This is a genomic window from Citrobacter sp. Ce119, assembly GCF_030334525.1.
Taxonomy (GTDB): Bacteria; Pseudomonadota; Gammaproteobacteria; order Enterobacterales; family Enterobacteriaceae; genus Citrobacter; species Citrobacter europaeus.
This window is the reverse complement of record NZ_JAOWDR010000047.1, coordinates 580,417-606,030: the sequence shown is the minus strand read 5'-3', so window position 1 is coordinate 606,030 and position 25,614 is coordinate 580,417. Positions and strand designations below refer to the sequence as shown.

The following is a 25,614-nucleotide window of genomic DNA, read 5'->3' as shown; positions in this document are numbered from 1 at the left end:
ACGCACGATGCGACGTTTTTTACTGCTAACTCGGGCTGTTATTGCTCGCGGCGGAACGGGATTAATTCCGGTTGCGCGATGCGCAGATAATCTGCGGTATCCATAATCACGGATTTTTCGAGCACCCCGGCATTGAACGCAATTTCATTAAAACGCGCAAATAATAGCGGATCGGCAACCAGCTTGAGATTTGGATGGAAGCTAAACGGTGGGATAGCGCCAAATACGCAGCCTGTCAGCTCATCGACTTCCGCAGGGCTGGCAAGTGATGCTCTTAACCCGCCGATATGACTGGCGAGCAGGCTCAGGTCAGCCTGCTGGTCGGCAGGCAGAATCGCCAGTACATGCTGATTTACACCGTTGCCTTTCACCTTACAGACCAGCGCTTTTGCTCCCTGACCCAGCGCGGTACCACGAATTTCAGAAACCGCTTCACATTTACCTACGGCTTCATGGCTTATCACGCGATACGTTGCGCCTTGTTCTGCCAACAGCGAAATTAAACGCTGATGTGTGGCGTTACCTTTGTTCACTTCCGTCATGACTTACTCCTGGTACAACAATGAAAATCCTGTCAGAAAAAAGATCACGCACCGGTGCGTTTTTTCTGTTTGTTCAGGTAGAGCTGTGCATCGGATGCTTTATAGGCATCATCGATGGTGTCGTTTGGCTGCATATTATAAATCCCTGCGGAAAAGCTGATTGATATATCTTGCGCAATAATTTGTAAGTTATAGCGGATCCTCTCCAGCAGACGAGGCGTTAATTCGCCGGGGTGATCGATGAGGATAATACAAAACTCATCCCCACCGAGGCGGATGGCATAGTCGCTTTTGCGAATCGAGGTTTGAATAGCTTTGGCCAAAATGGTGATAATGCGATCGCCTTCCTTATGACCCAGCGTATCATTAATGACTTTTAGTTTATCGCAATCAATGGCGATAAAGGTCACGAGGGTGCCTGAGTTTACTAACTGCTGTAAACGCTGTTCGAGCGTCGGCGTGAGAATTTTACGGTTATAGAGCCCGGTCATCGCGTCACTGATGTTTTCCCGCGTGACGTTGTGGTACAGCCGAAAGTGTGTTCTGACCATATTCAGCAGCAGGATCGTCGCCAGCAGATAGAAGGCGAATATTTTCCAGGAGGAGACAATAAAGTACATAAAATCAAGCGATAAAGTGATGCGTATCCCGCCGGGTATCTCCTTCTGGTAGTGAACGTAGCGAAACAGGTTGGTCTCGCTTTGGTGAACGAGTATCTCTTTACCAGAGTTGATGTCCGAGAGCGTTACGTTAAGATAGCGCCAGACGAGAGGGCGGTCGCTGGTATAAAAAATATTCTTTAAATTCTCTTTGTTGATATCCACCATCACCACGCCTTTTAACTTACTGGCATAGTAGACCGGTGTTAAAAAGCTCATCACCTTTTTCTCGGTCAGATTATCTTCATAAATGCTGGAGATCACCGTGCGCCCCGTGAAGATACCGTCAATATCATTCTGGTCGATTCCCAGGGTACCTTTTTGCAAAAACGACCAGTTGTGTATCGCAAATTTTCGCGAGTCGATCAGATCATAGAAATAGACATAATTATTCTTGAGATCGACGTAATATCGAAATTTATACTCCAGCGTACCTAATCCCTGACCGTAATCTTTTTGCTCACGATTAACGTTTACCGCCTGGTCAAAAGAAGGCAGTAGAAATATATCTTCAAGTTTCTCGCTACATTTTGTGGAGGTAGTTTGCAACGTACCGTGTAATGGCTGGTAGCTATGCTTCGTGAGGTTGAGCCCATGAGTGCCGTTAACGCTGTCGAAAGCGTTGCAAAGTGCTTTTTGTTGCTCGACAGAAGCAGGTTCCTGGGGGGATGAAAAAGTGCGCATCAGATGGGCTGCAATGCTTTGATTAGTATACTTATCATAGAGAAACGACGAGTCTGCTTTCTCATTGATATAGCGCATATACGCATTCATTGCTTTATCGCTGGCAATGAGCTCATAAACCAAAAAAGAAGACGTCAAAACAATTACGCTGACGGAGATAAAGAGCCTGAGCGCTTTATGATGCAATTTCATAATGATTTACAGCCCTGTAAGTCTGATACTTCAGTCTATCACACGGCATACATCCGCTCTAACGCTACTGGAAAGGACATTTTGTAATAAAAATCATTCGCGTGCTTCACCTTTAACTCTTAATGTTGTATTTATAATGCAACTTATAGAAAAGGAGACAGACAGATGAGCGCGACTGAAAAAGCGGGGCATACTTTCTTAGCCAGCCTGGGCAAAACACGTCTGCGTCCGGGAGGCGTTGAAGCAACAGAGTGGTTGTTCAGCCAGTCACAGTTAACGTCCAACAGCCAGGTACTTGAAGTGGCATGCAACATGGCCACGACGGCGATAGAGTTAGTTCAACGCTATGGTTGTACGGTATACGCCATTGATATGGATAAAACCGCACTGGAAAACGCCAGAAACAACGTGGCGGCAAAAGGTCTGGAAAATCACATTCACGTCATGGCTGCTAACGCCAACATCCTTCCTTTTGCGGATAACAGTTTCGACGTTGTGATTAACGAAGCCATGCTGACAATGTATGCCGATAAAGCGAAGGCGAAGTTAGTTGCCGAGTATTTTCGCGTATTGAAGCCCGGCGGTCGTCTGCTCACTCACGACATTATGTTTACCGCACAAAAACTGGGCGCGGGCGAGCAGGGCCAGCTTGTAGAGGTGGTGAAGTCGAATGTCAGCCCGATGACCAGACAAGCCTGGCGCGAGTTATTTCTCAACTGTGGGTTTGAACAGGTCCTGCAGCAGAATGGCGATATGTCGCTGATGTCGCCGCGAGGATTAATTCGTGATGAAGGGCTGACAGGAGCGATTAAAATTGTGTTTAACGGATTACGCACGAGTGACAATCGTCGCCGGTTCCTGAAAATGTTTCGCTTCTTCCGTTCGCAACGTCACCAGCTCAACTACATTGCCTGCTGCTCCGTAAAGGGAAAATGAAAAGGATAACCGGATGAATATTGATAAAATGAAAAATCAGCATGTTGAAATCCTGGAAAAAATATCATTTCTGCGTAAGTTGAGCCATGCAGGGGTATCATCCAATGCTCAGGAAATTGCTACTGCGATCGTTAGCATGAGTGCAATTATTAAAACGCATTTGTCTGCTGAAGATCAGTTCCTTTATCCGCATATTGAACATGATGGAAGCAGCACGCTCAGACAGGTTAGCTCAAAATTTCAACGCGAAATGACGGATATCGTCAGTGAATATGAAGTTTTTTCCCGGCGCTGGAATATTGCCAGTAAATTAGTAGGTAATGATGCGGCATTCAGATGTGATGCAAACAATGTTCTACGCAAAGTGTATGAGCGTATGCAAAAAGAAAATAAAGACTTCTATCCGCTGGTGGAAAGGATGTAGGGTGTTTTAAAACTCAATGATAAAAGGATTGTGAAGTGTCAGAAAAACACTGGTCGAGAATGGAGTATCTTCATCAGACGGTGACCAACCCTAATATTATTATTAAGGGTACACATAGTTATTACAGTGATTGCTGGGATCAAGGATTCGAACGTTCGGTTGTGAGGTATTTACTCGGCGATGAGATCAGCAAAGACTGGGAACCGCTTGGACATTTGGATAAGTTGATTATCGGGAATTTCGTCTGCATAGGCGCGGAAAGCGTTATTCTGATGGGTGGAAATAGTACGCATCGGCTTGACTGGATCAGCCTTTATCCTTTTATGGCGTCAATCAAAGATGCTTACGAGTTTCGTGGCGACACGGTGTTGCATGATGGTTGTTGGTTAGGTATGCGGGCCATGATCATGCCAGGCGTTACTATTGGGGAAGGCGCTGTTGTTGCAGCAGGTGCGGTGGTGACTAAAGATGTGCCACCGTATGCTGTAGTCGGAGGTAATCCGGCTAAAATAATAAAATATCGCCTGCCGATGGGTGAAATTGAACGATTACTGGCCCTTAATTTGTACCAGCTACCAGAGGAGTCACTCGTGAAAATGCAACTTCTGTTGTCTTCTGGCGATATTTCCGCGCTCGAAGTGGAAGTGGCTTGCCTGAGACAAAATGCGCTATGACATAAAGTCTGGTCAAGATACGTGGTCATAAAAATCAGCCAGAGGAGGCAATCTCTGGCTGATTTGTTTATGTGGTCAGCTATTACTGGTCGTACTTTGCTTATGAAACAGTTCGCGGAATACCGGATAAATATCATCCTGGTCGCGGATATGTTGCATCGCAAAATTTTCAAACGTTGACTGTAGATGTTCGTATTCACGCCACAAGGTCTGGTGCGCGCGGCGGGTGATTTCGATATAGCTATAATATCGCACCACCGGTAGCAGTTTTTTCGCCAGAATCTCGTGACACAACGGTGAATCATCCGCCCAGTTATCACCGTCCGAGGCCTGCGCGGCATATATATTCCACTGGGCCGGGTCATAACGGTCTTTTACCACTTCATCCATTAACTTCAACGCGCTGGAGACAATGGTGCCACCGGTTTCCTGAGAGTAGAAGAACTCGTGCTCATCCACCTCTTTCGCCTGGGTATGGTGGCGAATATAAACCACTTCCACGTTTTTGTAGGTCCTGCTCAGGAACAAATACAGCAGGATGTAAAAACGCTTGGCCATGTCTTTGGTCGACTGATCCATTGAGCCAGAAACGTCCATCAGACAAAACATCACTGCCTGGCTGGAAGGATCGGGCCGTTTTTCATAATTCTTGTAGCGTAAATCAAAGGTGTCGATAAACGGCACGCGTTCGATTTTTGCCCGTAATTCGGCAATTTCTTTGCGTAACCGTTCTTCTTCCAGCAACTGCGCTGGTTCACTTTTCGCGATGGTTTCCAAATCTGCTTCGAGCGCATGCAGTTCGCGACGCTTACCCGCCGTCATCGCCGTGCGGCGCGCCAGTGAGTTTTGCAGGGAGCGCACCACGCTGATGTTGGCAGGCACACCGTTTGAGGTAAACCCTGCCCGGTGCGTTTTGTACTCCGTTAACTGACGCTGCTGATTCTGCTTCAGGTTAGGAAGTGCTAAATCTTCGAACAACAGATCGAGATACTCATCTTTAGAGATCTGGAAGACGAATTCATCCTGACCTTCGCCATCCTGGCTGGCCTGGCCTTGCCCGCTTCCTGAACCGCCGTCGCCACCCTGTGGGCGCTCAATACGGTCATTCTGCACAAAATGGTCGTTACCCGGATGCACACGATGGCGCAGGCCGCCACGCCCCTGGTGGAACATCGGTTCGCTAATATCATCGGTCGGAATAGAGACAGATTCGCCGCTATCCACATCAGTCACCGAACGCTTGTTAATGGCCTCGGAGATCGACTGTTTAATTTGCGATTTATAACGGCGTAAGAAGCGCTGACGGTTTACCGTGCTCTTGTTTTTGCCGTTAAGACGTCGGTCTATGAACCAGGTCATATGCCCCCCGTACTGCCAACTGTTCGCCATGTCTGTAAGTGCCGGATGGCGCTGGCGCTATCCGGCCTACGGAACATTGTTTTGCAAGCCCGGTAAGCGCATGCGCCGCCGGGCATTTATGCTATTAGGACGATTTACGTACGCGCAAATACCATTCGCACAGTAAACGCACCTGTTTACGCGTGTAGCCTTTTTCCATCATACGATCGACAAAATCGTCGTGCTTTTTCTGCTCGTCAGTCGAGGTTTTGGCGTTGAACGAAATGACCGGCAGCAGCTCTTCGGTATTGGAGAACATTTTCTTCTCAATAACCGTGCGCAATTTTTCGTAACTGGTCCAGTTTGGGTTACGACCGCTGTTATTCGCTCTGGCACGCAGAACAAAGTTAACGATCTCGTTACGGAAATCTTTCGGGTTACTGATACCCGCCGGCTTCTCAATTTTCTCCAGTTCTGAGTTCAGCGACTCACGGTCAAACAGCTGACCGGTATCCGGGTCGCGATACTCCTGATCCTGAATCCAGAAATCCGCATAAGTGACATAGCGGTCGAAAATATTTTGTCCATATTCGGAATAGGATTCGAGATAGGCTGTCTGGATCTCTTTGCCAATGAATTCAGCATATTTCGGGATCAGATAACCTTTCAGGAACTCAAGATATCGTTCAGCCAGCTCCTGTGGGAACTGTTCGCGCTCGATTTGCTGTTCCAGGACGTAGAACAGATGCACCGGGTTCGCCGCAACTTCTGCATGATCAAAGTTAAAGACGCGAGAAAGGATCTTAAACGCAAAACGCGTGGAGAGACCGTTCATTCCCTCATCTACCCCAGCGTAATCCCGATACTCCTGGTAGGACTTCGCTTTTGGATCGGTATCTTTCAGGCTTTCACCATCGTAAACGCGCATCTTCGAGTAAATGCTCGAGTTCTCAGGTTCTTTCAGACGAGAAAGAATGGTGAAGCGAGAGAGCGTTTCCAGCGTACCCGGCGCGCAAGGCGCATGGGTCAGCTCACTATGATTGAGCAGTTTTTCGTAAATCTTGATCTCTTCGGAGATCCGCAGGCAATAAGGCACTTTGACGATGTAAACACGGTCAAGGAACGCCTCATTGTTTTTGTTATTACGGAACGTCACCCATTCGGATTCGTTCGAGTGGGCAAGAATAATCCCGTTAAACGGCAGGGCGGAGATACCTTCTGTCCCGTTGTAGTTTCCTTCCTGGGTTGCGGTCAGCAGAGGATGCAGCACTTTAATCGGTGCTTTAAACATCTCAACGAACTCCATAATCCCCTGGTTTGAGCGGCACAGTGCACCCGAATAACCATAGGCATCAGGATCGTTCTGGGCGTGGTGTTCGAGTTTACGAATATCCACTTTCCCCACCAGCGCAGAGATATCCTGGTTGTTTTCATCACCAGGCTCCGTTTTGGCGATTGCGATCTGCTCCAGAATAGACGGCCAGACTTTGACGACGCGGAATTTTGTAATGTCCCCGCCAAAATCATGCAGACGTTTCGCAGCCCACGGCGACATGATCGTACCGAGATAGCGACGCGGGATCCCATACTCTTTTTCCAGAATCTGCGCGTCTTCCTGTGGATTAAACAGGCATAACGGATGATCGTTTACCGGACTACGTTCGCCATTGGCGCTCAGGACATAAATCGGTACTCGCTGCATCAGCGACTTCAGCCGCTCAGCAAGAGATGATTTCCCCCCTCCCACAGGCCCCAGCAGATACAGGATCTGCTTCTTCTCTTCCAGACCTTGAGCCGCATGCTTCAAATAAGAAACAATCTGCTCAATGGCGTCTTCCATGCCGTAAAACTCTTCAAAGGCGGGATATCGTGCAATCACCCGATTCGAAAAGAGTCGAGAAAGTCGAGGTTCGTGGGCAGTGTCGACCATGACAGGCTCACCAATAGCCATTAATAGCCGCTCTGCCGCGTTGGCATAAGCACTGCGATCTTGCCGACAAGTGGTAAGAAACTCCTGCAGCGTGAACTCTTCGTCCTTGGCAGCTTCATAACGCTGGCGATAGTGATCGAATATATTCATGGTATGCCGTCCTTTCGTTTTTTAGCACATGTTAAGAGCCGTTCATATGAATAGTAGAGGCCCCTGAAGAGGTAAACTGAACGACGTCGCCGCTGAAGAAATAAGCAACTCTCATGCCATTGTGGTGGTCAGGAGATCAACGCATTCGGTGATACACCTTCTAAAATTAAGCGTAGATGGCATTTGCAAAACTTGCCTGTGTGCGCAAATGAATTTCAATGGCATATCAATAACTCATCAGCAAAAAAAGCACATCTTATGTAAAGAAATGAGGCAGGATTCATACAGTGTTAACCCTTCTGCAAGCAAATTGTCATCACTCGCTGAGAAATTAGGGGGTTACATTCCGGGGCGAATACGTAAAATAGTTGGGCTGAAGCGTATTGGCGGTTAAACTTTGACCGCTACACATTTGAATAAGGAATTATGGACTGTGACCAAACTCAAACTTCTGGCATTGGGCATCCTTGCAGCAACCGCAGTTAGCACCGCACAGGCGGAAAGTCAGTGGACTGTTGGTGCAGGTGCCGGCGTGATTAACAGCCCGTACAAACAGTATGACCGTGATGTTTATCCCGTTCCGGTTGTCACCTATGAAGGCGATAACGTCTGGTTCCACGGTCTGGGTGGCGGCTACTATCTGTGGAATGATACGGCAGATAAGCTCTCCATCATGGCGTACTATGATCCGACGCACTTCAAGCCGGGTGATAGCGATAGCCATGCTTTGCGCCAACTCGACAAGCGTAAAAGCAGCTTGATGGCTGGCCTCTCGTATGTACATAACACCCAGTATGGTTTCCTGCGTACTGCACTGGCGGGTGATACTCTGGATAACAGCAATGGTTTTATCTGGGATCTGGCCTGGCTCTACCGTTACACCAACGGTGCGCTGACTCTGACGCCGGGTATCGGTGTGCAGTACAGCAGCGAAAACTACAACGACTATTATTATGGCGTGTCTAATAACGAGTCTCGCCGCAGTGGTCTGAAAAGCTACAACGCTGACGATGGTTGGGATCCGTTCCTGGAGTTAACCGCGAGCTATAACTTCCTTGGCAACTGGAACGTATACGGCACTGGCCGTTATGTGCGTTTGAGTGATGAAGTGAAGGACAGCCCAATGGTTGACAAGTCCTGGTCTGGCATCTTCTCAGTGGGTGTGACCTACAAGTTCTGATACCACTGCGTGTCAAACACTAGCCCGCAGAGATGCGGGCTTTTTTGTGCGTAACAGAGATAAATGTTGATCTAAAACATGAGATTTGATTTTTTGTGCCATTATGACATTACACCTGGTCGCAACGAATATTTAACGTAGTTTCTCTGTCGCAATTACCAAAATTAAACCTCTTGCATGATTAACCTTAAATATCTTCGTTTGGTAAGGGAGGCGTATCTGCACAATTTTACGAATCATTGTCCTGTGTAAGTGATTTTGGTTTGTGCAATATCTTGATAGGATTCTCTTTTATAATCGTAGCATGCATTTATTATTTCTTATCGTGCGCTATAAAACAGTTGATAACTATTTTATTCTTTTTGATTAACATTGAAAGTTAACTTTCATTTGAAAAAAAAGAAAAGCATTCAATTCATTTTTACTTTACATCTTTTGGGTATTTATCTGAAAAAATTAAAATTGACATTAAATTATCTATTGCAGATATTAATCCAACTTAAAGTTAAGACAGTAACTCTGCGTGGCTGAGGTATTACATGCCATGTGGCTTTCTTGAGAATCAACCGGGTATAAATAATGAAAAAGTTAATCTTGATAGCGATGATGAGCTGCGTTCTGGCGGGATGTTCCACTGAGGCTTCACGCATGAATGCTTGCGAAAGCAAGGGCGTGAGCCGCGATGCCTGCTATATCGCAGAGCAAAACCGTCAGGCGACAATCAATGCCGCAGCTGAAAAACAGGCTATGGAAAACGCGCAAAACGTATATAGCTCAAATGATACTAATACCAGTCATCACCACAAACACGACAAATATTAAGATTTAACTTATGAAAAAATTAATAATTATCGCTGTGCTGGCAGCGACATCTGCAGCGGTGCCCGCCTATGCCATCAGTGAAGCATATCGACAGCAGCTGCAGCATGAACATAAAACGATGGTCAGCGATGCGAATGCTCCGGTACACGTCACTAAAATCACACCAGTGCATGTGAATAAACTGGGCGTAGACTTTAAACGCGGCGCTGATGGTATTGCTTATATTAATGGCAAAGCTGCGGCAAATGATGAGAACAGTGCAGAAGCTCAGACTTATAGCGCGGGCCTGATTTCCGTCATCGTTTATAAAAATGGAAAGATCAATGCGATGAAAGAGGGTAAATATTTAGGCCGCTTGAAATAACCACCGCGCAGTTAAGATTTTTTGCTATTTAGCCCGGGAGCATTATTTCTTCCCGGGTTTTTTATGCCATTGCCATAGCGGTCAATTCCAATCACGGATGGTGCAATTTGTGCACCTTAACAGGACACATGCCGGTTGTTTTGCTTTACTGTGATGCATTAACACAGGAGGGTGCGATGACAGCGAAACAGGTGATGTTTACAAAGCAGGAATCGCTTCCTGCTATTGGGCAGGGAACATGGTACATGGGCGAGGACCGAAGCCGACGTCGGGATGAGGTTTCAGCCCTGCGAGCGGGTCTTGATCTCGGGCTGCGGCTGATTGATACCGCCGAAATGTATGCTGATGGCGCAGCGGAAGAGGTTGTGGGTGAAGCAATAGCGGGGCGGCGTGATAACGCCTTTTTAGTCTCGAAAGTTTATCCCTGGAATGCCGGTGGACAGAAGGCCATTACCGCCTGTGAAGCGAGCTTGCGTCGACTGAAAACTGATTATCTGGATCTCTATTTGCTGCACTGGTCGGGAAATTTTTCATTTGCTGAGACCATCGACGCTATGGAAGCGCTTATCGCGCAGGGGAAAATCCGTCGCTGGGGCGTCTCAAATCTCGATTATGATGATATGCAGGCGTTATGGCAGGTACCAGGTGGACGGGAATGCGCAACTAACCAGGTGCTTTATCATTTAGCATCGCGCGGTATTGAATATGATTTGCTGCCGTGGTGCCAGCAGCAGCAGATGCCAGTTATGGCTTACAGCCCACTGGCTCAGGCAGGTCGACTGCGCGGTGACTTGCTTTCTAACTCTGTGGTTAACGACATTGCGCGCACGCACAATGTTAGCGCTGCTCAGGTTTTGCTGGCGTGGGTGATTCGTCTTCCGGGCGTAATGGCGATTCCGAAAGCGGCAAGCGTAGCGCATGTGGAACAGAATGCCGCTGCCCTGGAGATAGCGCTCTCTGTTGATGAGCTGAAGCAGTTAGATAAGGCATATCCGGCACCAAAAGGCAAAACGGCGCTGGATATGGCCTGATTTGTCGAATAGCCTACGGCTGCGAGCGGTTTGTTGGCCGGATAAGGCGTGAGCCGCATCCGGCATGGTGCGCAGAGCTGTGTTAGCGTTTAGCTACCCGGATAGTTTGCGCCAGGCGAGACGGTTTTTCTTCAGTGGTTTTCTGCGGAGCTGTCGCATAAGCCGTCTCTACGCAAACAAACGTTTTGTAGCCGTCATCAGGCATGTCGTCCATGCTGACGGACAGTGCCGGGCCCGGGTTCCAGCCCACGACGTTCAGATGATGGTGGTGGACGACGTCGATATTGCGATTCAACGCAGCATCATGAATCACGCTGCACGCTTCCGGGTTCAGATAAACACGATCGGTCCTGTCCGGGAAGGTCTGGATACCATCAGCCAGCACATCTTCTTTAGCATCATTCACTTTATCGATCAGTCGATCGCCAAGACCACTGACTTTCACTGCCGCAATGTCACCCACGTTGAAATAGGTATGCAGCGCAGAGGTGGTTTCAAACTCACCGTGAGCTTCCAGTTCCATCTCACAGGTAGCGCCCACTTTGAAACGGGCCAACAGGCAGAATTCATGCGGCCATAGCTGACGCGTTTCAGCGTTGCTTTGCAGTTCAAACGTCAGCACCACGCTATTGTCGTCTTCGTTGTGTGCTTTTAGCGTCCATGGCAGGTTACGGGCAAAGCCATGAGAAGGCAGACCCTGCTGAGCCGCCGGACCAAACCACGGCCAGCATATTGGTACGCCGCCACGCAGCGCTACGCCGGTTTTAAACGGAGTGTTGTTACTTAACCACAGAACGTCCTCTTCGCCGTTTGGTTTCCAGGAAAGAAGGTGTGCGCCCTGCAGTGCGAAAGAAGCTTTAACCTGTGGGTGATCGACAACAAGAACCTCAAGCTCATCAAGCTGACGGCGGGAGAGGACAGGGGTAATTTGTTCAATGACCGGGAGAGCGAAAATTTTGTTAATCATGATGCAATCCTTTTTAACCCTAAATAATTCGAGTTGCAGGACGGCGGCAAGTGAACGAACCCCCGATGAGCTTACTGTAGTAAGTGATTCGGGTGAGAGAGCGTAGCCAACACACCTGCAATTTGAAGTATGACGGGTATCTTCGGGCAAAAAAAAGAGCGACCTGAGTCGCTCTTACAGATTACTGTTTCATCTCAACTTATTTGGAGATGTGAGCAATCAGGTCCAGAACTTTGTTGGAGTAACCAGTTTCGTTGTCGTACCAGGATACCAGTTTCACGAAGTTGTCGTTCAGTGCGATACCAGCTTTAGCATCGAACACGGAAGTGCAAACTTCACCGTTGAAATCGGTAGATACTACGTCGTCTTCGGTGTAACCCAGAACGCCTTTCATCGGGCCTTCGGAAGCAGCTTTGATTGCTTTCTTAATTTCTTCGTAAGAAGCAGCTTTTTCCAGACGAACGGTCAGGTCAACAACAGATACGTTCGGGGTAGGAACGCGGAACGCCATACCAGTCAGTTTGCCATTCAGTTCTGGCAGTACTTTACCTACAGCTTTAGCAGCACCGGTAGAGGACGGGATGATGTTCTGGGATGCGCCGCGGCCGCCGCGCCAGTCTTTGTGAGACGGGCCATCAACGGTTTTCTGAGTAGCGGTGGTTGCGTGAACAGTAGTCATCAGACCTTCGATGATGCCGAAGTTGTCGTTGATAACTTTAGCCAGCGGAGCCAGGCAGTTAGTGGTGCAGGAAGCGTTAGAAACGATGTCCTGACCTTCGTATTTGTCAAAGTTAGCGCCTTTAACAAACATCGGAGTGTTATCTTTGGACGGACCAGTCAGAACCACTTTTTTCGCGCCAGCAGTGATGTGCTTACGAGCGGTTTCGTCTGTCAGGAACAGGCCAGTAGCTTCAGCTACTACGTCAACACCAACTTCGTCCCATTTCAGGTTAGCCGGATCACGTTCAGCGGTAACACGGATTTTTTTACCGTTTACGATCAGATGACCGTCTTTCACTTCAACGGTACCGTTGAAACGGCCGTGAGTGGAGTCATATTTCAGCATGTAAGCCATGTAGTCAGCGTCTAACAGGTCGTTGATTGCAACGATCTCGATGTCAGAGCGTTCTTGAGCAGCACGGAAAACAATGCGACCGATACGGCCAAAACCGTTGATACCTACTTTGATAGTCATATATTCCACCAGCTATTTGTTAGTGAATAAAAGGTTGCCTGTAAAATTACAAAAACCTTACGCAGCGTCAAGCGGAATCGTGTCAATCATTGCGACAAATCAAACTGCTGCCTAAGCTTTGCGCAACTGACTCGCCTCACTCTTCCTTTGGGCTTGAAACCACATGGGGTCGGCGGCCCGAATTTTAAAGGGCAATCAAGATAAAAATGTGATTCTGATCACGAATTGCAGGCTGCCATTTCGCAAGTATCAAGTTTAGAACAAAAGTTCGTACTCCGGTGTTAATGTTTTGTTAGAATCTGTCTCGCGATGTGAGTTTAGATAAAGCGAGATGTGAGCAAATGGCTAATCAACCTTCTCCAGAAGAACTGAAAAATAATTTAACCGAAATGCAGTTCTACGTGACGCAGAATCACGGGACAGAACCGCCATTTACCGGGCGTTTGCTGCATAACAAACGTGACGGCATCTACCACTGTCTGATCTGCGACAAACCGCTATTTCGTTCCGAGACAAAATATGACTCAGGCTGCGGCTGGCCCAGCTTTTACGAGCCTGTCAGTGAAGAGGCTATCCGTTACATAAAAGATACGTCACACGGTATGCAGCGCATTGAAATCCGCTGCGGTAACTGCGATGCGCACCTGGGACACGTCTTCCCGGATGGCCCGAAACCTACCGGTGAACGTTACTGCGTTAACTCAGCGTCTTTGAACTTCACCGATGGTGAAAACGGTGAGCAAACCAAGGGCTGAAGAAACGATTCAGCAAATTATTCTGCGGAGAGTGGATTTAACATGAATCTTGATGAGATGATCAACAGCATGACGCCGGAAGTTTATCAGCGCTTATCTACTGCCGTTGAACTCGGAAAATGGCCGGATGGCGTGGCGCTAACGGCAGAACAAAAAGAGAACTGCTTGCAATTGGTCATGTTATGGCAGGCGCGAAACAATATTGACGCGCAGCATATGACAATTGATACCAACGGTGAGATGGTGATGAAGAGTAAGCAGCAGCTGAAAGTGGAATTTGGTATTTCACCCGAACCGATAGCGACGTTTAAATCTTGATTACCCAGGCCCGGCATATATAGGTGTCGGGCCCGCAGCTGAAGTTATTTCTTGTTCATCATCGCCTTCAGATCGGCGAACGGGTTATATTTCGCTTCGCCGACGTCTTTCTGCGCATCTTCGCCCGCCACTACGGTAGAACCATACTGATCCACTTCTGTGTATTTCGAGTGCTCATGATCGTGGCAGTACAGGCACAACATTTCCCAGTTGCTACCATCTTCCGGATTATTGGAGTGATCGTGATCGATATGGTGTACCGTCAACTCGCGCAAATTTGAATACGCGAATTCACGGGAACAACGTCCGCAGACCCAGGGAAAGAGTTTAAGCGCCTTTTCCCGGTAACCGACTTCCAGACGGGCGTAATTTTTAGGGATAAAAGCCATAAAGCTCATGCCTCCAGTAGAAAATGAAGAGCTGCGCCAAAAGCGGGCGCAGCAGAATGCGCTAATCATAACCTATTGTGTCAGGCGTTGGGATCAGTGTTTGATGCCTAACGAATCGGCTAACTGCTTCGCCAACTGATTTTGGTCATCCGCACCGTATTCCCAGAACATGGCGCCACCCAGCCCCTTACTCTTGATGTAGTCAGCCTTAATCGCTACCGAGCGCGGATTTTCATAGGAGAGAGCAAAGAGTGCTTTTCCATCCGCAGACTTTACCGATAACCACGGCACTTTCGCTTCATCATCCCAATGTTGGCTAAAGCGCTTTTGCGGATCGTTGATCAACTTCGCCACGATATCGTTGTACTTCACATAGGTATCTTTGCTCAGATCGACGCCCAGTGATTTGAACAACTCAATTTGCGCGGGTTCGAAATAGGGCTGGGTAACGGGGTTTTTCTGCGCGTCGGGTTTGCTCCAGTCAATGCCTGGCTCAACGGCGCGTTTTGGTACTCGTCCATAAAAACCAATGCCAAGGTTCATCTGACTCGCTTTTAGACCAGCGGCAAGATAGTTGTTAACGACAAAGTCGGCGCTGTACTTATCCGCCGTGGCGACCGTCGGCCAATGCGTCGAATCGTACAGGTTCGAGTTGAAATACTGGGTGCCGTAAGCCATGTCATAAGTCATCAGGTTGATGTAGTCGAGCGATGGCGCAATGGCTTTCACATCCACCCAGCTTTTCGGACTTTCCGCATTCGCGCCCACGGCGATGGTCAGTAGTTTTTTATGCCCTAATGCGGCACGCAGCTCAGTTAACAGTGCGGTAAAGTTAGCGCGGTCGCCCGGCTGACTTTCGACCAGTCCCCAGGCGCCATTGACCGGATATTCCCAGTCGAGATCGATGCCATCAAGACCATATTTCGCAATTATCTCCTGCGCAGACTGAATAAATACCGCACGTGTTTCTTTCGTTGCCGCCGCGCCAGAGAATCCACGTGCGCCCCAACCACCGACGGAAAGCAGAACTTTCAGGTTCGGGTTTTGTTTACGCAGTTGTGGAATTTTCAGCAAATCATCCTGCACTTTCTGTGAAAGCCAAATCTGATGCAACTTGCTGGCGTCTTTTAAGGCGTCATTGGTCTCGTCTTTTTCATTGTTGTAGACAAGGCCAAATGAATAGTTGAGGTGGGTTATCTGACGAACATCCAGTTTATTGATGTCGCCACCGGGGCCGGCAGTGACGTCGCCGCCACCATTAAAGTAGCCAACTGACATCAGTGAACTGGCGGAAACAACGCTGGCGCAGAGCAGGGATAATGCTGCCAACAAAGGCAATAGTTTCATCGGTGTTCCTCTTTGACATTTAAACAAGCAAACACGCCACGGAAATGGCGTGGCGAAAAAAACAGCACTCGTAGGTTAACAGTTTCATAACAGAAAAAATGCGAAGAGGTTCACGCCATTTTTAGCGAAGCGGCTGCCGTGTTCCATTGAGTTTCAGTTCATCTTTGCACTGATTTGTGATCTGAGTTGTGAAATGCAGATCTGTATCTGTGTTTTAAAGATTTAATGTTGACCTCAAAAATTATATGGATAAGTATGATGACCACTGATGCAAAACGAACACAAAGGAAAATTCAATGAAAGCACTGGCAAGATTTGGCAAGGCCTTTGGTGGCTACAAGATGATTGATGTTCCGGAGCCAGTATGCGGTCCGGATGACGTTGTGATTGAAATCAAGGCGGCTGCTATCTGTGGCGCGGACATGAAACACTACAATGTCGACAGTGGATCCGACCTTTTTAATTCGATTCGTGGTCATGAATTCGCTGGGCAAATTGTACAGGTTGGCGACAAGGTTAAGGACTGGAAGGTAGGGCAGCGAGTGGTGTCAGATAACAGCGGGCACGTTTGCGGCGTATGTCCTGCATGCGAACAAGGCGATTTTCTTTGTTGTACAGAAAAGGTGAATTTAGGTCTGGATAACAATACCTGGGGCGGTGGGTTCTCGAAATATTGTCTGGTCCCTGGGGAAATCCTCAAGATTCACCGTCACGCGCTGTGGGAAATCCCTGCTGGGGTCGATTATGAAGAAGCGGCTGTGCTGGATCCTATCTGCAATGCCTACAAATCTATCGCTCAGCAATCCAAATTTCTTCCGGGCCAGGACGTTGTGGTTTTCGGTACCGGCCCGTTAGGACTCTTTTCCGTACAAATGGCGCGCATTATGGGGGCTGTTAATATCGTGATGGTCGGTCTGGAAGACGATGTCGCGGTGCGTTTCCCCATTGCCAAAGAAATGGGGGCGACAGCGGTCGTCAACGGTTCGACCGAAGATGTGGTTGCACGTTGTCAGGAAATCTGCGGGAAAGACAATCTGGGACTGGTTATCGAATGTTCCGGTGCCAACATTGCCCTTAAACAATCAATTGAAATGCTGCGTCCCAACGGTGAAGTCGTCCGCGTGGGCATGGGCTTCAAGCCTCTCGAATTTTCCATTAACGACATCACTGCGTGGAATAAAAGCATCATTGGCCATATGGCTTACGATTCCACCTCCTGGCGCAATGCCATCCGTCTGCTGGCCAGCGGCGCGATCAAAGTCAAACCGATGATCACTCACCGTATTGGTCTGTCGCAATGGCGCGAAGGTTTTGACGCCATGGTCGATAAAACCGCGATTAAGGTCATCATGACCTATGACTTTGATGAATAACCCATTTATTAAAGGAAGGTTCCCGGATGGAACAGATAGCAAAACCGCACTGCGGCGCGAGGTTAGACAGGCTGCCTGACTGCCGCTGGCACATGTCGATGTTTGCAATGGTTGCCTTCGGATTACTGGTTTGTTGGAGTAATGCCGTTGGCGGATTAATTCTCGCGCAGTTAAAAGAACTCGGCTGGACCGATAATTCCACCACCGCCACGTTTTCTGCCATTACGACGGCAGGAATGTTTCTCGGCGCGCTCGGGGGGGGAATTATCGGTGACAAAACCGGGCGTAAAAACGCATTTATCTTGTATGAAGCGATTCATATTATTTCTATGATAGTTGGTGCGTTTTCACCCAACATGACCTTCCTGATCGCCTGTCGTTTTGTAATGGGAGTTGGATTAGGTGCATTGCTGGTGACCTTATTTGCCGGGTTTACCGAATATATGCCAGGCCGAAATCGTGGTACCTGGTCCAGTCGGGTATCGTTTATCGGTAACTGGTCTTATCCACTTTGTTCGCTGATTGCTATGGGGCTGACACCACTTATCAGCGCGGAATGGAACTGGCGTGTCCAGTTGTTGATTCCAGCTGTGCTGTCGCTTATAGCAACTGTTATTGCATGGCGCAGTTTCCCGGAGTCGCCTCGCTGGCTGGAATCTCGCGGACGCTACCAGGAAGCCGAACAGGTAATGCGGATAATTGAGGAGGGCGTTATTCGCCAGACCGGCAAGCCGCTGCCACCAGTCGTAATAGATGATGATGGCAAACAACCGCGTTCTGTTCCGTATTCCGCCTTATTAACAGGGGTGTTACTTAAACGGGTTATTTTGGGTTCCTTTGTTCTGATTGCCATGAACGTCGTGCAGTACACCTTAATTAACTGGCTACCGACAATATTTATGACTCAAGGTATTAATCTGAAAGACTCCATTGTTTTAAATACCATGAGTATGTTTGGCGCGCCGTTTGGGATTTTTATCGCCATGTTGGTAATGGATAAAATTCCGAGAAAAAGCATGGGGGTTGGCTTATTAGTGTTAATCGCTGTGTTGGGTTATATCTATTCACTGCAAACCAGCATGCTGTTAATAACATTAATTGGTTTCTTCCTGATTACATTTGTTTATATGTACGTCTGTTATGCCTCAGCGGTTTATGTTCCGGAAATATGGCCGACCGAGGCGAAACTTCGCGGGTCTGGGCTTGCCAACGCGGTAGGGCGTATCAGCGGTATCGCGGCACCTTATGCTGTCGCGGTATTGCTTAGCAGCTACGGTGTGACGGGAGTATTTGTACTACTTGGCGCTGTCTCAATTATTGTCGCGGTTGCTATTGCCACTATCGGAATCGAAACAAAAGGCGTCTCTGTCGAAAGTCTCGGTATTGATGCAATTACCAGCAAATAATATTGATGGGAAATAAGATGAAAAATTCAAAAGCAATCTTAAAAACACCGGGAACGATGAAAATTATCGACGCCGAAATTCCGGTGCCAAAAGAGCATGAAGTGCTGATTAAAGTGGAATACGTTGGAATTTGTGGATCAGATGTTCATGGTTTTGAATCGGGTCCTTTTATTCCGCCGAAAGATCCCAATCAGGAAATTGGTCTGGGGCATGAATGCGCTGGTACGGTGGTGGCGGTAGGAAACCGAGTGACAAAATTTAAATCCGGAGACCGGGTGAACATTGAGCCGGGCGTGCCGTGTGGTCACTGTCGCTACTGTCTTGAAGGGAAATACAACATCTGTCCGGACGTCGATTTCATGGCCACTCAGCCCAATTATCGCGGCGCGCTAACCCACTATCTGTGTCATCCGGAGAGCTTCACTTACAAGCTGCCCGATAACATGGACACGCTGGAAGGCGCGCTGGTGGAGCCTGCGGCGGTCGGTATGCATGCTGCAATGCTGGCGGACGTTAAGCCGGGCAAGAAAATCATCATTCTGGGGGCTGGCTGTATTGGTTTAATGACCCTGCAAGCTTGTAAATGTTTGGGCGCAACCGACATTGCGGTGGTTGATGTGCTGGAAAAACGCCTGGTGATGGCCGAGCAACTTGGGGCGTCGACCGTTATCAACGGTGCAAAAGAGGACACCATCGCCTGTTGCCAACAATTCTCTGGCGACATGGGGGCGGACATTGTTTTCGAAACCGCCGGCTCAGCCATCACCGTTAAACAGACTCCCTATCTGGTGATGCGCGGCGGGAAAATTATGATCGTGGGTACAGTACCTGGTGATTCAGCGATTAATTTCCTCAAAATTAACCGTGAAGTGTCGATTCAGACGGTTTTTCGTTATGCCAACCGCTACCCGGTAACGATTGAAGCCATCTCCTCTGGTCGTTTCGATGTGAAGTCGATGGTGACGCATATTTACGATTATGCAGATGTTCAGCGCGCGTTTGATGAATCCGTTAATAACAAGCGTGAAATTATCAAAGGCGTTATTAAAGTAAATCATTAATTTATTCAAAAGGGAGAAATAACCATGTTGGCAGATATTAAATATTGGGAAAATGATGCCCAAAATAAACATTATGCAATTGCCCACTTTAACGTGTGGAATGCAGAAATGCTAATGGGTGTGATGGATGCGGCGGAAGAATCTAAATCGCCGGTGATTATTTCCTTCGGCACTGGTTTTGTAGGTAATACCTCATTTGAAGATTTCTCGCACATGATGGTTTCAATGGCGAAAAAAGCCTCGGTTCCGGTTATTACGCACTGGGATCACGGACGCAGCATGGAAATTATCCATAACGCCTGGACCCATGGTATGAATTCGCTAATGCGTGATGCCTCTGCCTTTGATTTTGAAGAGAATATTCGTCTGACGAAAGAGGCTGTGGATTTTTTCCATCCGCTGGGTGTGCCGGTCGAAGCTGAACTGGGCCATGTGGGGAATGAAACGGTTTATGAAGAGGCGTTGGCGGGCTATCACTATACCGACCCAAGCCAGGCGGCGGAATTTGTCGAGCGTACCGGCTGTGATTCTCTGGCGGTGGCGATTGGCAACCAGCACGGGGTTTATACCTCTGAACCGAAACTTAATTTCGAGGTTGTTGAGCGCGTACGCCGGGCGGTTTCTGTTCCGCTGGTGCTACACGGTGCGTCAGGTATCAGCGATGCGGATATCAAAAAAGCCATTTCATTAGGCATCTCTAAAATCAACATTCATACTGAACTATGCCAGGCCGCCATGGCGGCTGTACAAGCGAATCAGAATCAGCCGTTTCTCCACGTTGAACGTGAAGTTCGTAAAGCAGTAAAAGAGCGAGCATTAGAAAAAATTAAATTGTTTGGCTCTGACGGTAAAGCGGAATGACAATATGGATAATATCGAGGTTATTTGTATAGGGGCGGCAATTGTTGATATTCCTTTGCAGCCAGTGAGCAAAAATATCTTTGATGTAGACTCTTATCCTTTAGAAAGAATAGCCATGACCACGGGCGGCGACGCTATTAATGAGGCGACCATTATTTCTCGCCTTGGCCATCGTACAGCGTTAATTAGTCGGGTGGGGGATGATGCGGCAGGTCATTTTATTATCGAACATTGTCGTCGGGAGAGTATCGATATTCAGAGTCTGAAACAGGATGCCGATGTTGATACCTCTATCAATGTGGGCTTAGTCACTGCTGATGGTGAGCGTACTTTTGTGACTAACCGCAACGGCAGCCTGTGGCAGTTGAATATAAACGATGTAGATTTTGACCGTTTCTCTCAGGCAAAACTGCTGTCGCTGGCAAGTATTTTTAATAGCCCATTATTGGATGGCGATGCGCTGACGGCAATTTTCACTCAGGCGAAAGCGCATCAGTTAATTATTTGTGCCGATATGATCAAGCCGCGGCTTAATGAAACACTGGAAGATATTCGCCAGGCGTTAAGCTACGTCGATTATCTGTTTCCCAATTTCGAGGAGGCAAAACTGCTCACCGGGAAAGAGACGCTGGATGATATTGCCGACAGTTTCCTGGACTGTGGCGTGAAAACAGTGGTGATTAAGACCGGCAAAAGAGGCTGCTTTATCAAACGTGCCGATCTGAAAATGGAGGTCCCGGCAGTTTCGGGAATTACCGCTATCGACACCATCGGTGCGGGAGATAATTTTGCCTCGGGATTTATCTCTGCACTGCTTGAAGGCAAGCCGCTGCGCGAGTGCGCGCTGTTTGCTAACGCAACGGCAGCGATATCGGTACTGAGCGTGGGCGCCACGACGGGCGTGAAGAACAGAAAGTTGGTTGAACAACTTCTTGACGAATACGAAGGGTAATAGCGGCAGATGAAAATGATTCCTTTAGGCAGTACGGATATTATGCTTTCCCGCATGGGATTAGGCACATGGGCTATTGGCGGCGGCCCCGCATGGAATGGCGATCTCGATCTGCAGATTTGTATCGATACCATTGTTGAGGCGCATCGCTGCGGTATCAATTTGATAGATACCGCGCCAGGCTACAACTTTGGCAACAGTGAAGTGATTGTCGGGCAGGCGCTGAAAAAGCTGCCGCGCAGTGAGGTAGTGGTTGAAACCAAATGCGGCATCGTCTGGGAGCGAACAGGTAGCCTGTTTAACAAAGTGGGCGATCGCCAGCTGTATAAAAACCTCACGCCTGAATCTATTCGCGAAGAGGTTGATGCCAGCCTGCAAAGATTGGGTATCGACAGCATTGATATCTATATGACCCATTGGCAGTCGGTCGAACCCTGTTTTACGCCGATAGCGGAAACTGTTGATACGCTGAACGCCCTGAAGAAAGAAGGCAAAATTCGATCTATAGGTGCCGCAAACGTGGATGCCGGGCATATCAAAGAGTATCTCAAACATGGTGAGCTGGATATCATCCAGGCCAAATACAGCATTCTTGATCGCGCACTGGAAACTGAACTGCTGCCGTTATGCCAGCAGAATGGCATTGTTGTGCAGGTTTATTCACCGCTCGAGCAGGGACTCCTGACCGGGACTATTGATCGGGATTATGTCCCTGGCGGTGCGCGGGCCAACAAAGTCTGGTTCCAACGGGACAATATGCTGAGGGTGATTGACATGCTTGAGCAATGGCGGCCGCTGTGCGAGAAATACCATTGTACAATCCCCGCGCTGGCTCTGGCGTGGATATTAAAGCAAAGTGATTTAATCACCTTACTGAGCGGCGCAACTGCGCCTGAGCAGGTTCGTGAGAATGTTGAGGCGTTAACTATTCCTCTGTCAGATGATGATTCATTATTGATGAGACAAATGGCAGAAGCGTTGGATAGCAAATAAGCCTGATGGGACTGACCTCTGTTTCTGTGTAAAATAGCATTAAAATCTGTGATTCAGACATGTTCTTTTGAAAATAAACATAGCCTGTGAGATACTAGGGTCTTATTATTACTTTGCAGGAAACAGAGGTGTCATCGTGGCGGCAAAAGACAGGATTCAGGCCATTAAGCAAATGGTGGCTAACGATAAGAAAGTGGCGGTATCGAATTTAAGTTCAATCTTTCAGGTAACTGAGGAAACGATTCGCCGCGATCTTGAAAAACTGGAAGATGAAGGTTTTTTGACTCGAACATATGGCGGTGCAGTGCTCAATACCACCGCGTTGTCCGATAATATTCATTTTTATAAGCGAGCAAAATCTTTCTTTGAAGAGAAGCAGATCATTGCCCGTAATGCATTGCCGTTTATTAAAAATAAGACCACGATGGCTGCCGACTCCAGCAGTACTGCGATGGAATTATTAAAGCTGTTGAAGGAAAGAAACGATTTGACACTGCTTACCAACTCGGCTGAAGCTTTTCATGAATTGGCGCAGTCAGAAATTAACGTGGTTTCTACCGGCGGTGAATTGAACAAGAATACACTGTCGCTGCAGGGAAGGATCACCAAGGAGATTATCAGCCGCTATCATGTTGATATTATGGTGATGAGCTGCAAAGGGCTGGATATGCAGAGCGGGGCGCTTGATTCTAACGAAGCGGAAGCGGAAATCAAAAAAACCATGATCCGTCAGGCGACTGAAGTGGCGCTGTTGGTTGATCACTCAAAATTTGATCGCAAAGCTTTCGTCCAGCTCGTTGACTTTAGCCATATTAATTATCTTATAACCAATAAGGCACCGGGTGCAGAGTGGATTGCATTTTGCCAAGAGAATAATATTCAACTCGTTTATTAATTGTAGCGTGAGTTGCGTCGATATTATTTTAGTTTGCACCTGGAAAATGCCATAAGAATCTAATGATGATGGATGGCGCGGCAAAATTGTTTCTGCCGCGATCGCCATACTTTCTATTTAGCTGAGTTTGAGGCATCCAGATGGAAAAATGTGACCCTATCGGCGCAAGATTAGATCGCTTACCTTTATCTCGATTTCATTTTCGTATTTTCGGCATTATTAGTTTTAGTTTATTAATAACCGGTTTTCTCAGCTACTCCGGGAATGTGGTATTGGCAAAATTAGTCAGTACCGGCTGGTCAAATAATTATCTCAATGCCGCGTTTACCTCAGCGTTGATGTTCGGCTACTTTATCGGTTCACTCGGCGGTGGCTTTATTGGTGATTACTTCGGACGACGCAAAGCGTTCCGTATCAATTTGCTAATCGTCGGGGCCTCAGCCTGTGCGGCAACGTTTGTGCCCAACATGTATTGGCTTATCTTTTTCCGCTGTCTGATGGGGGTTGGAATGGGGGCGCTAATTATGGTGGGCTATGCCTCATTTACGGAATTTATTCCGCCTGAGGTGCGCGGAAAATGGTCTGCCCGCCTGTCGTTTGTCGGCAACTGGGCGCCAATGCTATCGGCGGCAATTGGCGTCGTGATTATTGCCTTTATAAGCTGGCGGGTGATGTTTTTGCTTGGTGGTATGGCAATGCTGTTGGCCTGGTATCTGTCGGGAAAATACTATATTGAATCCCCGCGTTGGCTGGCTGGTAAAGGTCAAAGAAGTGAAGCTGAAAAACATCTTTTACAGGTGGAATCGCAAATTGAGAAAGAAAAAAACATCACTTTATCCTCCTGCCAGAATGGTTGCCTGACGGCGGACTTAAGCACGGAAAGTGGGTCATTTTGGCTCCTGTTCAAGGGGCCGATGTTGCGCTGTACGTTGGTGGCGATCACTGTGCTTATCGCGATGAATATTTCGCTCTATACCATTACGGTATGGATCCCGACGATATTTGTTAATTCAGGAATCGATGTAACGAAATCCATCTTTATGACCGCGATTATTATGATTGGCGCGCCAGTTGGAATATTTATTGCTGCGCTAATTATCGATCGTTTTCCACGGCGGTTATTTGGTTCATCCTTGTTGATTATTATCGCGCTGCTCGGGTATTTCTATTCGATTCAAACCGAAGAGTGGGCCATTCTGAGCTATGGGCTGGTGATGATCTTTTTTCTGTATATGTATGTTTGCTTTGCTTCTGCGGTGTATGTCCCTGAACTGTGGCCCACGCATCTTAGATTGCGGGGGTCGGGTTTTGTGAATGCAGTCGGAAGGATTGTCGCGGTGTTTACGCCTTATGGCGTTGCTATTTTGTTGACCCGTTACGGGTCGATTACGGTCTTTATCGTGCTAGGCGTAATGTTGGTGCTATGCGCGCTGATTCTTTTTTGTTTTGGCATCGAAACACGCAAAGTATCGCTGGAAGAGATTTCAGCGCTGGCCTGAGAAAATGCGCCGACAGGAGTGACCCTGTCGGCATCGCTTACGGCTGGGTTTCCAGCCAGTCATCAAGCGTATACAGCGTTGCGCCCGCCGCCGCCATTTCCATAAAAGCCTCTGCACTGTCCTGGGGGTGAATATTGACGCCACGACAGCCGTCGGTAATCACGCTGACGGTGTAACCAAGATCGAGCGCATCCAGTACGGTGAACTTAACGCAATAGTCGGTAGCCAGCCCCATGATAATAAGCTCGGCAATGCGGTGTTCGAGCAGCCAAGCGTTCAGCGCGGTTGCCTGACGACGGCCGTTATCAAAAAAAGCACTGTAACTGTCGACCAGTAGATTCTCTCCCTTGGTGAAGGTTTGAGAAATCGCACGTTGGTTCAACAGCGGATGCAAAGCTGCCCCTTCGCTGTTTTGCACGCAATGATCGGGCCAGAACGTCTGCGCCAGGCCATCGAGTTGCCCCTGACTGTAGGGTTCGACCTGATGCTGACTGGCAAAGCTACCGTGATTCGCCGGGTGCCAGTCCAGACTGGCAACGACGGTGTCGCCGCGTACGGCGCACCAGTCAATCAGACGGTTGGCAATATCGATTGTGCTGTCGCCTTGCGGAACGGCGAGAGCGCCGCCGGCACAAAAGTCATTTTGTAAATCGACCAACAGTAAGGCTCGGGCCATG

26 protein-coding genes are annotated in these 25,614 nt (G+C 48.1%); 17 read left to right on the top strand and 9 right to left on the bottom strand.

Features of this window, described 5'->3' with window-relative positions:
* Positions 1–38: 38 nt before the first annotated feature.
* Both OGV80_RS11630 and dgcJ read right to left on the bottom strand, forming a co-directional pair.
* Positions 39–542 (bottom strand): YbaK/prolyl-tRNA synthetase associated domain-containing protein, encoded by a 504-nt coding sequence (locus tag OGV80_RS11630; protein ID WP_080625063.1) that lies wholly within the window; start codon positions 540–542, stop codon positions 39–41.
* Between the two features lie 44 nt (positions 543–586).
* Positions 587–2,077 carry a diguanylate cyclase DgcJ gene (gene dgcJ / locus OGV80_RS11625; protein WP_043016654.1) on the bottom strand — a complete coding sequence of 497 codons (1,491 nt, stop codon included), beginning with the start codon at positions 2,075–2,077 and terminating at the stop codon, positions 587–589.
* Between the two features lie 165 nt (positions 2,078–2,242).
* On the opposite strand from dgcJ, the gene OGV80_RS11620 reads away from it, so the two are divergent.
* The 3 genes from OGV80_RS11620 to OGV80_RS11610 are packed head-to-tail and all read left to right on the top strand — an operon-like array spanning position 2,243 to position 4,111.
* The gene (locus tag OGV80_RS11620; protein ID WP_043016653.1) at positions 2,243–3,013 is read left to right on the top strand and encodes a class I SAM-dependent methyltransferase; all 771 of its coding nucleotides are present in this window, start codon (positions 2,243–2,245) and stop codon (positions 3,011–3,013) included.
* A gap of 13 nt (positions 3,014–3,026) precedes the next feature.
* Positions 3,027–3,437 (top strand): hemerythrin domain-containing protein, encoded by a 411-nt coding sequence (locus tag OGV80_RS11615; protein WP_043016652.1) that lies wholly within the window; start codon positions 3,027–3,029, stop codon positions 3,435–3,437.
* A gap of 35 nt (positions 3,438–3,472) precedes the next feature.
* Entirely contained in the window at positions 3,473–4,111 is a 639-nt protein-coding gene (locus OGV80_RS11610) for a CatB-related O-acetyltransferase (protein ID WP_179947231.1), read from the top strand.
* 75 nt (positions 4,112–4,186) lie between these two features.
* Here OGV80_RS11610 and OGV80_RS11605 read toward each other — a convergent pair whose 3' ends face one another.
* The gene (locus OGV80_RS11605; protein WP_087053166.1) at positions 4,187–5,470 is read right to left on the bottom strand and encodes a YeaH/YhbH family protein; all 1,284 of its coding nucleotides are present in this window, start codon (positions 5,468–5,470) and stop codon (positions 4,187–4,189) included.
* A gap of 124 nt (positions 5,471–5,594) precedes the next feature.
* Positions 5,595–7,529, bottom strand: a complete 1,935-nt coding sequence (yeaG, locus tag OGV80_RS11600; protein WP_043016649.1) for a protein kinase YeaG — start codon at positions 7,527–7,529, stop codon at positions 5,595–5,597.
* Positions 7,530–7,962: 433 nt separating this feature from the next.
* Here yeaG and OGV80_RS11595 point away from each other — a divergent pair, with 433 nt between their 5' ends.
* The 4 genes from OGV80_RS11595 (at position 7,963) to OGV80_RS11580 (ending at position 10,926) form a co-directional block, all read left to right on the top strand.
* Positions 7,963–8,709, top strand: a complete 747-nt coding sequence (locus tag OGV80_RS11595) for a MipA/OmpV family protein (RefSeq protein WP_043016648.1) — start codon at positions 7,963–7,965, stop codon at positions 8,707–8,709.
* A 579-nt stretch (positions 8,710–9,288) separates the two neighbouring features.
* Complete coding sequence (locus OGV80_RS11590; protein ID WP_043016647.1) at positions 9,289–9,531, top strand: hypothetical protein; 243 nt, start codon at positions 9,289–9,291, stop codon at positions 9,529–9,531.
* A gap of 10 nt (positions 9,532–9,541) precedes the next feature.
* Positions 9,542–9,895: a hypothetical protein gene (locus OGV80_RS11585; RefSeq protein WP_080625067.1), complete on the top strand. Its 354-nt coding sequence runs from the start codon at positions 9,542–9,544 to the stop codon at positions 9,893–9,895.
* A 176-nt stretch (positions 9,896–10,071) separates the two neighbouring features.
* Positions 10,072–10,926, top strand: coding sequence for an aldo/keto reductase (locus OGV80_RS11580; protein WP_043016645.1), 855 nt, complete (start codon positions 10,072–10,074; stop codon positions 10,924–10,926).
* A gap of 82 nt (positions 10,927–11,008) precedes the next feature.
* Here the strand turns inward: OGV80_RS11580 and OGV80_RS11575 are convergent, their stop codons facing one another.
* Complete coding sequence (locus OGV80_RS11575; RefSeq protein WP_286514933.1) at positions 11,009–11,893, bottom strand: D-hexose-6-phosphate mutarotase; 885 nt, start codon at positions 11,891–11,893, stop codon at positions 11,009–11,011.
* Positions 11,894–12,092: 199 nt separating this feature from the next.
* Positions 12,093–13,088: a glyceraldehyde-3-phosphate dehydrogenase gene (gapA, locus tag OGV80_RS11570; RefSeq protein WP_003030697.1), complete on the bottom strand. Its 996-nt coding sequence runs from the start codon at positions 13,086–13,088 to the stop codon at positions 12,093–12,095.
* Positions 13,089–13,429: 341 nt separating this feature from the next.
* Between gapA and msrB the strand changes: the two genes are divergently transcribed.
* Together msrB and OGV80_RS11560 are read left to right on the top strand one after the other, a co-directional pair.
* The gene (gene msrB, locus OGV80_RS11565; RefSeq protein WP_043016643.1) at positions 13,430–13,843 is read left to right on the top strand and encodes a peptide-methionine (R)-S-oxide reductase MsrB; all 414 of its coding nucleotides are present in this window, start codon (positions 13,430–13,432) and stop codon (positions 13,841–13,843) included.
* 42 nt (positions 13,844–13,885) lie between these two features.
* Positions 13,886–14,161: a YeaC family protein gene (locus OGV80_RS11560; protein ID WP_043016642.1), complete on the top strand. Its 276-nt coding sequence runs from the start codon at positions 13,886–13,888 to the stop codon at positions 14,159–14,161.
* 44 nt (positions 14,162–14,205) lie between these two features.
* Here OGV80_RS11560 and yajD read toward each other — a convergent pair whose 3' ends face one another.
* Entirely contained in the window at positions 14,206–14,550 is a 345-nt protein-coding gene (gene yajD, locus OGV80_RS11555) for an HNH nuclease YajD (RefSeq protein ID WP_043017929.1), read from the bottom strand.
* Positions 14,551–14,643: 93 nt separating this feature from the next.
* On the bottom strand, positions 14,644–15,897 hold the full coding sequence (gene chiD / locus OGV80_RS11550) for a chitinase ChiD (RefSeq protein WP_087053168.1): 1,254 nt from the start codon (positions 15,895–15,897) through the stop codon (positions 14,644–14,646).
* Positions 15,898–16,193: 296 nt separating this feature from the next.
* On the opposite strand from chiD, the gene OGV80_RS11545 reads away from it, so the two are divergent.
* The 8 genes from OGV80_RS11545 (at position 16,194) to OGV80_RS11510 (ending at position 24,937) form a co-directional block, all read left to right on the top strand.
* Positions 16,194–17,270: a zinc-binding dehydrogenase gene (locus OGV80_RS11545; RefSeq protein ID WP_043016640.1), complete on the top strand. Its 1,077-nt coding sequence runs from the start codon at positions 16,194–16,196 to the stop codon at positions 17,268–17,270.
* Between the two features lie 26 nt (positions 17,271–17,296).
* Positions 17,297–18,676 carry an MFS transporter gene (locus OGV80_RS11540; RefSeq protein ID WP_087053169.1) on the top strand — a complete coding sequence of 460 codons (1,380 nt, stop codon included), beginning with the start codon at positions 17,297–17,299 and terminating at the stop codon, positions 18,674–18,676.
* A gap of 17 nt (positions 18,677–18,693) precedes the next feature.
* The gene (locus tag OGV80_RS11535; protein WP_087053170.1) at positions 18,694–19,737 is read left to right on the top strand and encodes an NAD(P)-dependent alcohol dehydrogenase; all 1,044 of its coding nucleotides are present in this window, start codon (positions 18,694–18,696) and stop codon (positions 19,735–19,737) included.
* A 24-nt stretch (positions 19,738–19,761) separates the two neighbouring features.
* Complete coding sequence (locus tag OGV80_RS11530) at positions 19,762–20,598, top strand: ketose-bisphosphate aldolase (RefSeq protein WP_043016637.1); 837 nt, start codon at positions 19,762–19,764, stop codon at positions 20,596–20,598.
* 4 nt (positions 20,599–20,602) lie between these two features.
* Positions 20,603–21,550, top strand: coding sequence for a sugar kinase (locus OGV80_RS11525; RefSeq protein WP_043016636.1), 948 nt, complete (start codon positions 20,603–20,605; stop codon positions 21,548–21,550).
* 9 nt (positions 21,551–21,559) lie between these two features.
* Positions 21,560–22,543, top strand: coding sequence for an NADH-dependent methylglyoxal reductase (gene ydjG / locus OGV80_RS11520; protein ID WP_075146043.1), 984 nt, complete (start codon positions 21,560–21,562; stop codon positions 22,541–22,543).
* Between the two features lie 136 nt (positions 22,544–22,679).
* Positions 22,680–23,438 (top strand): DeoR/GlpR family DNA-binding transcription regulator, encoded by a 759-nt coding sequence (locus OGV80_RS11515; protein WP_043016634.1) that lies wholly within the window; start codon positions 22,680–22,682, stop codon positions 23,436–23,438.
* 140 nt (positions 23,439–23,578) lie between these two features.
* Positions 23,579–24,937: an MFS transporter gene (locus OGV80_RS11510; RefSeq protein WP_075146044.1), complete on the top strand. Its 1,359-nt coding sequence runs from the start codon at positions 23,579–23,581 to the stop codon at positions 24,935–24,937.
* Between the two features lie 37 nt (positions 24,938–24,974).
* On the opposite strand, the gene pncA is transcribed toward OGV80_RS11510, so the two are convergent.
* On the bottom strand, positions 24,975–25,613 hold the full coding sequence (gene pncA / locus OGV80_RS11505; protein ID WP_100194473.1) for a bifunctional nicotinamidase/pyrazinamidase: 639 nt from the start codon (positions 25,611–25,613) through the stop codon (positions 24,975–24,977).
* Position 25,614 lies beyond the last annotated feature (1 nt).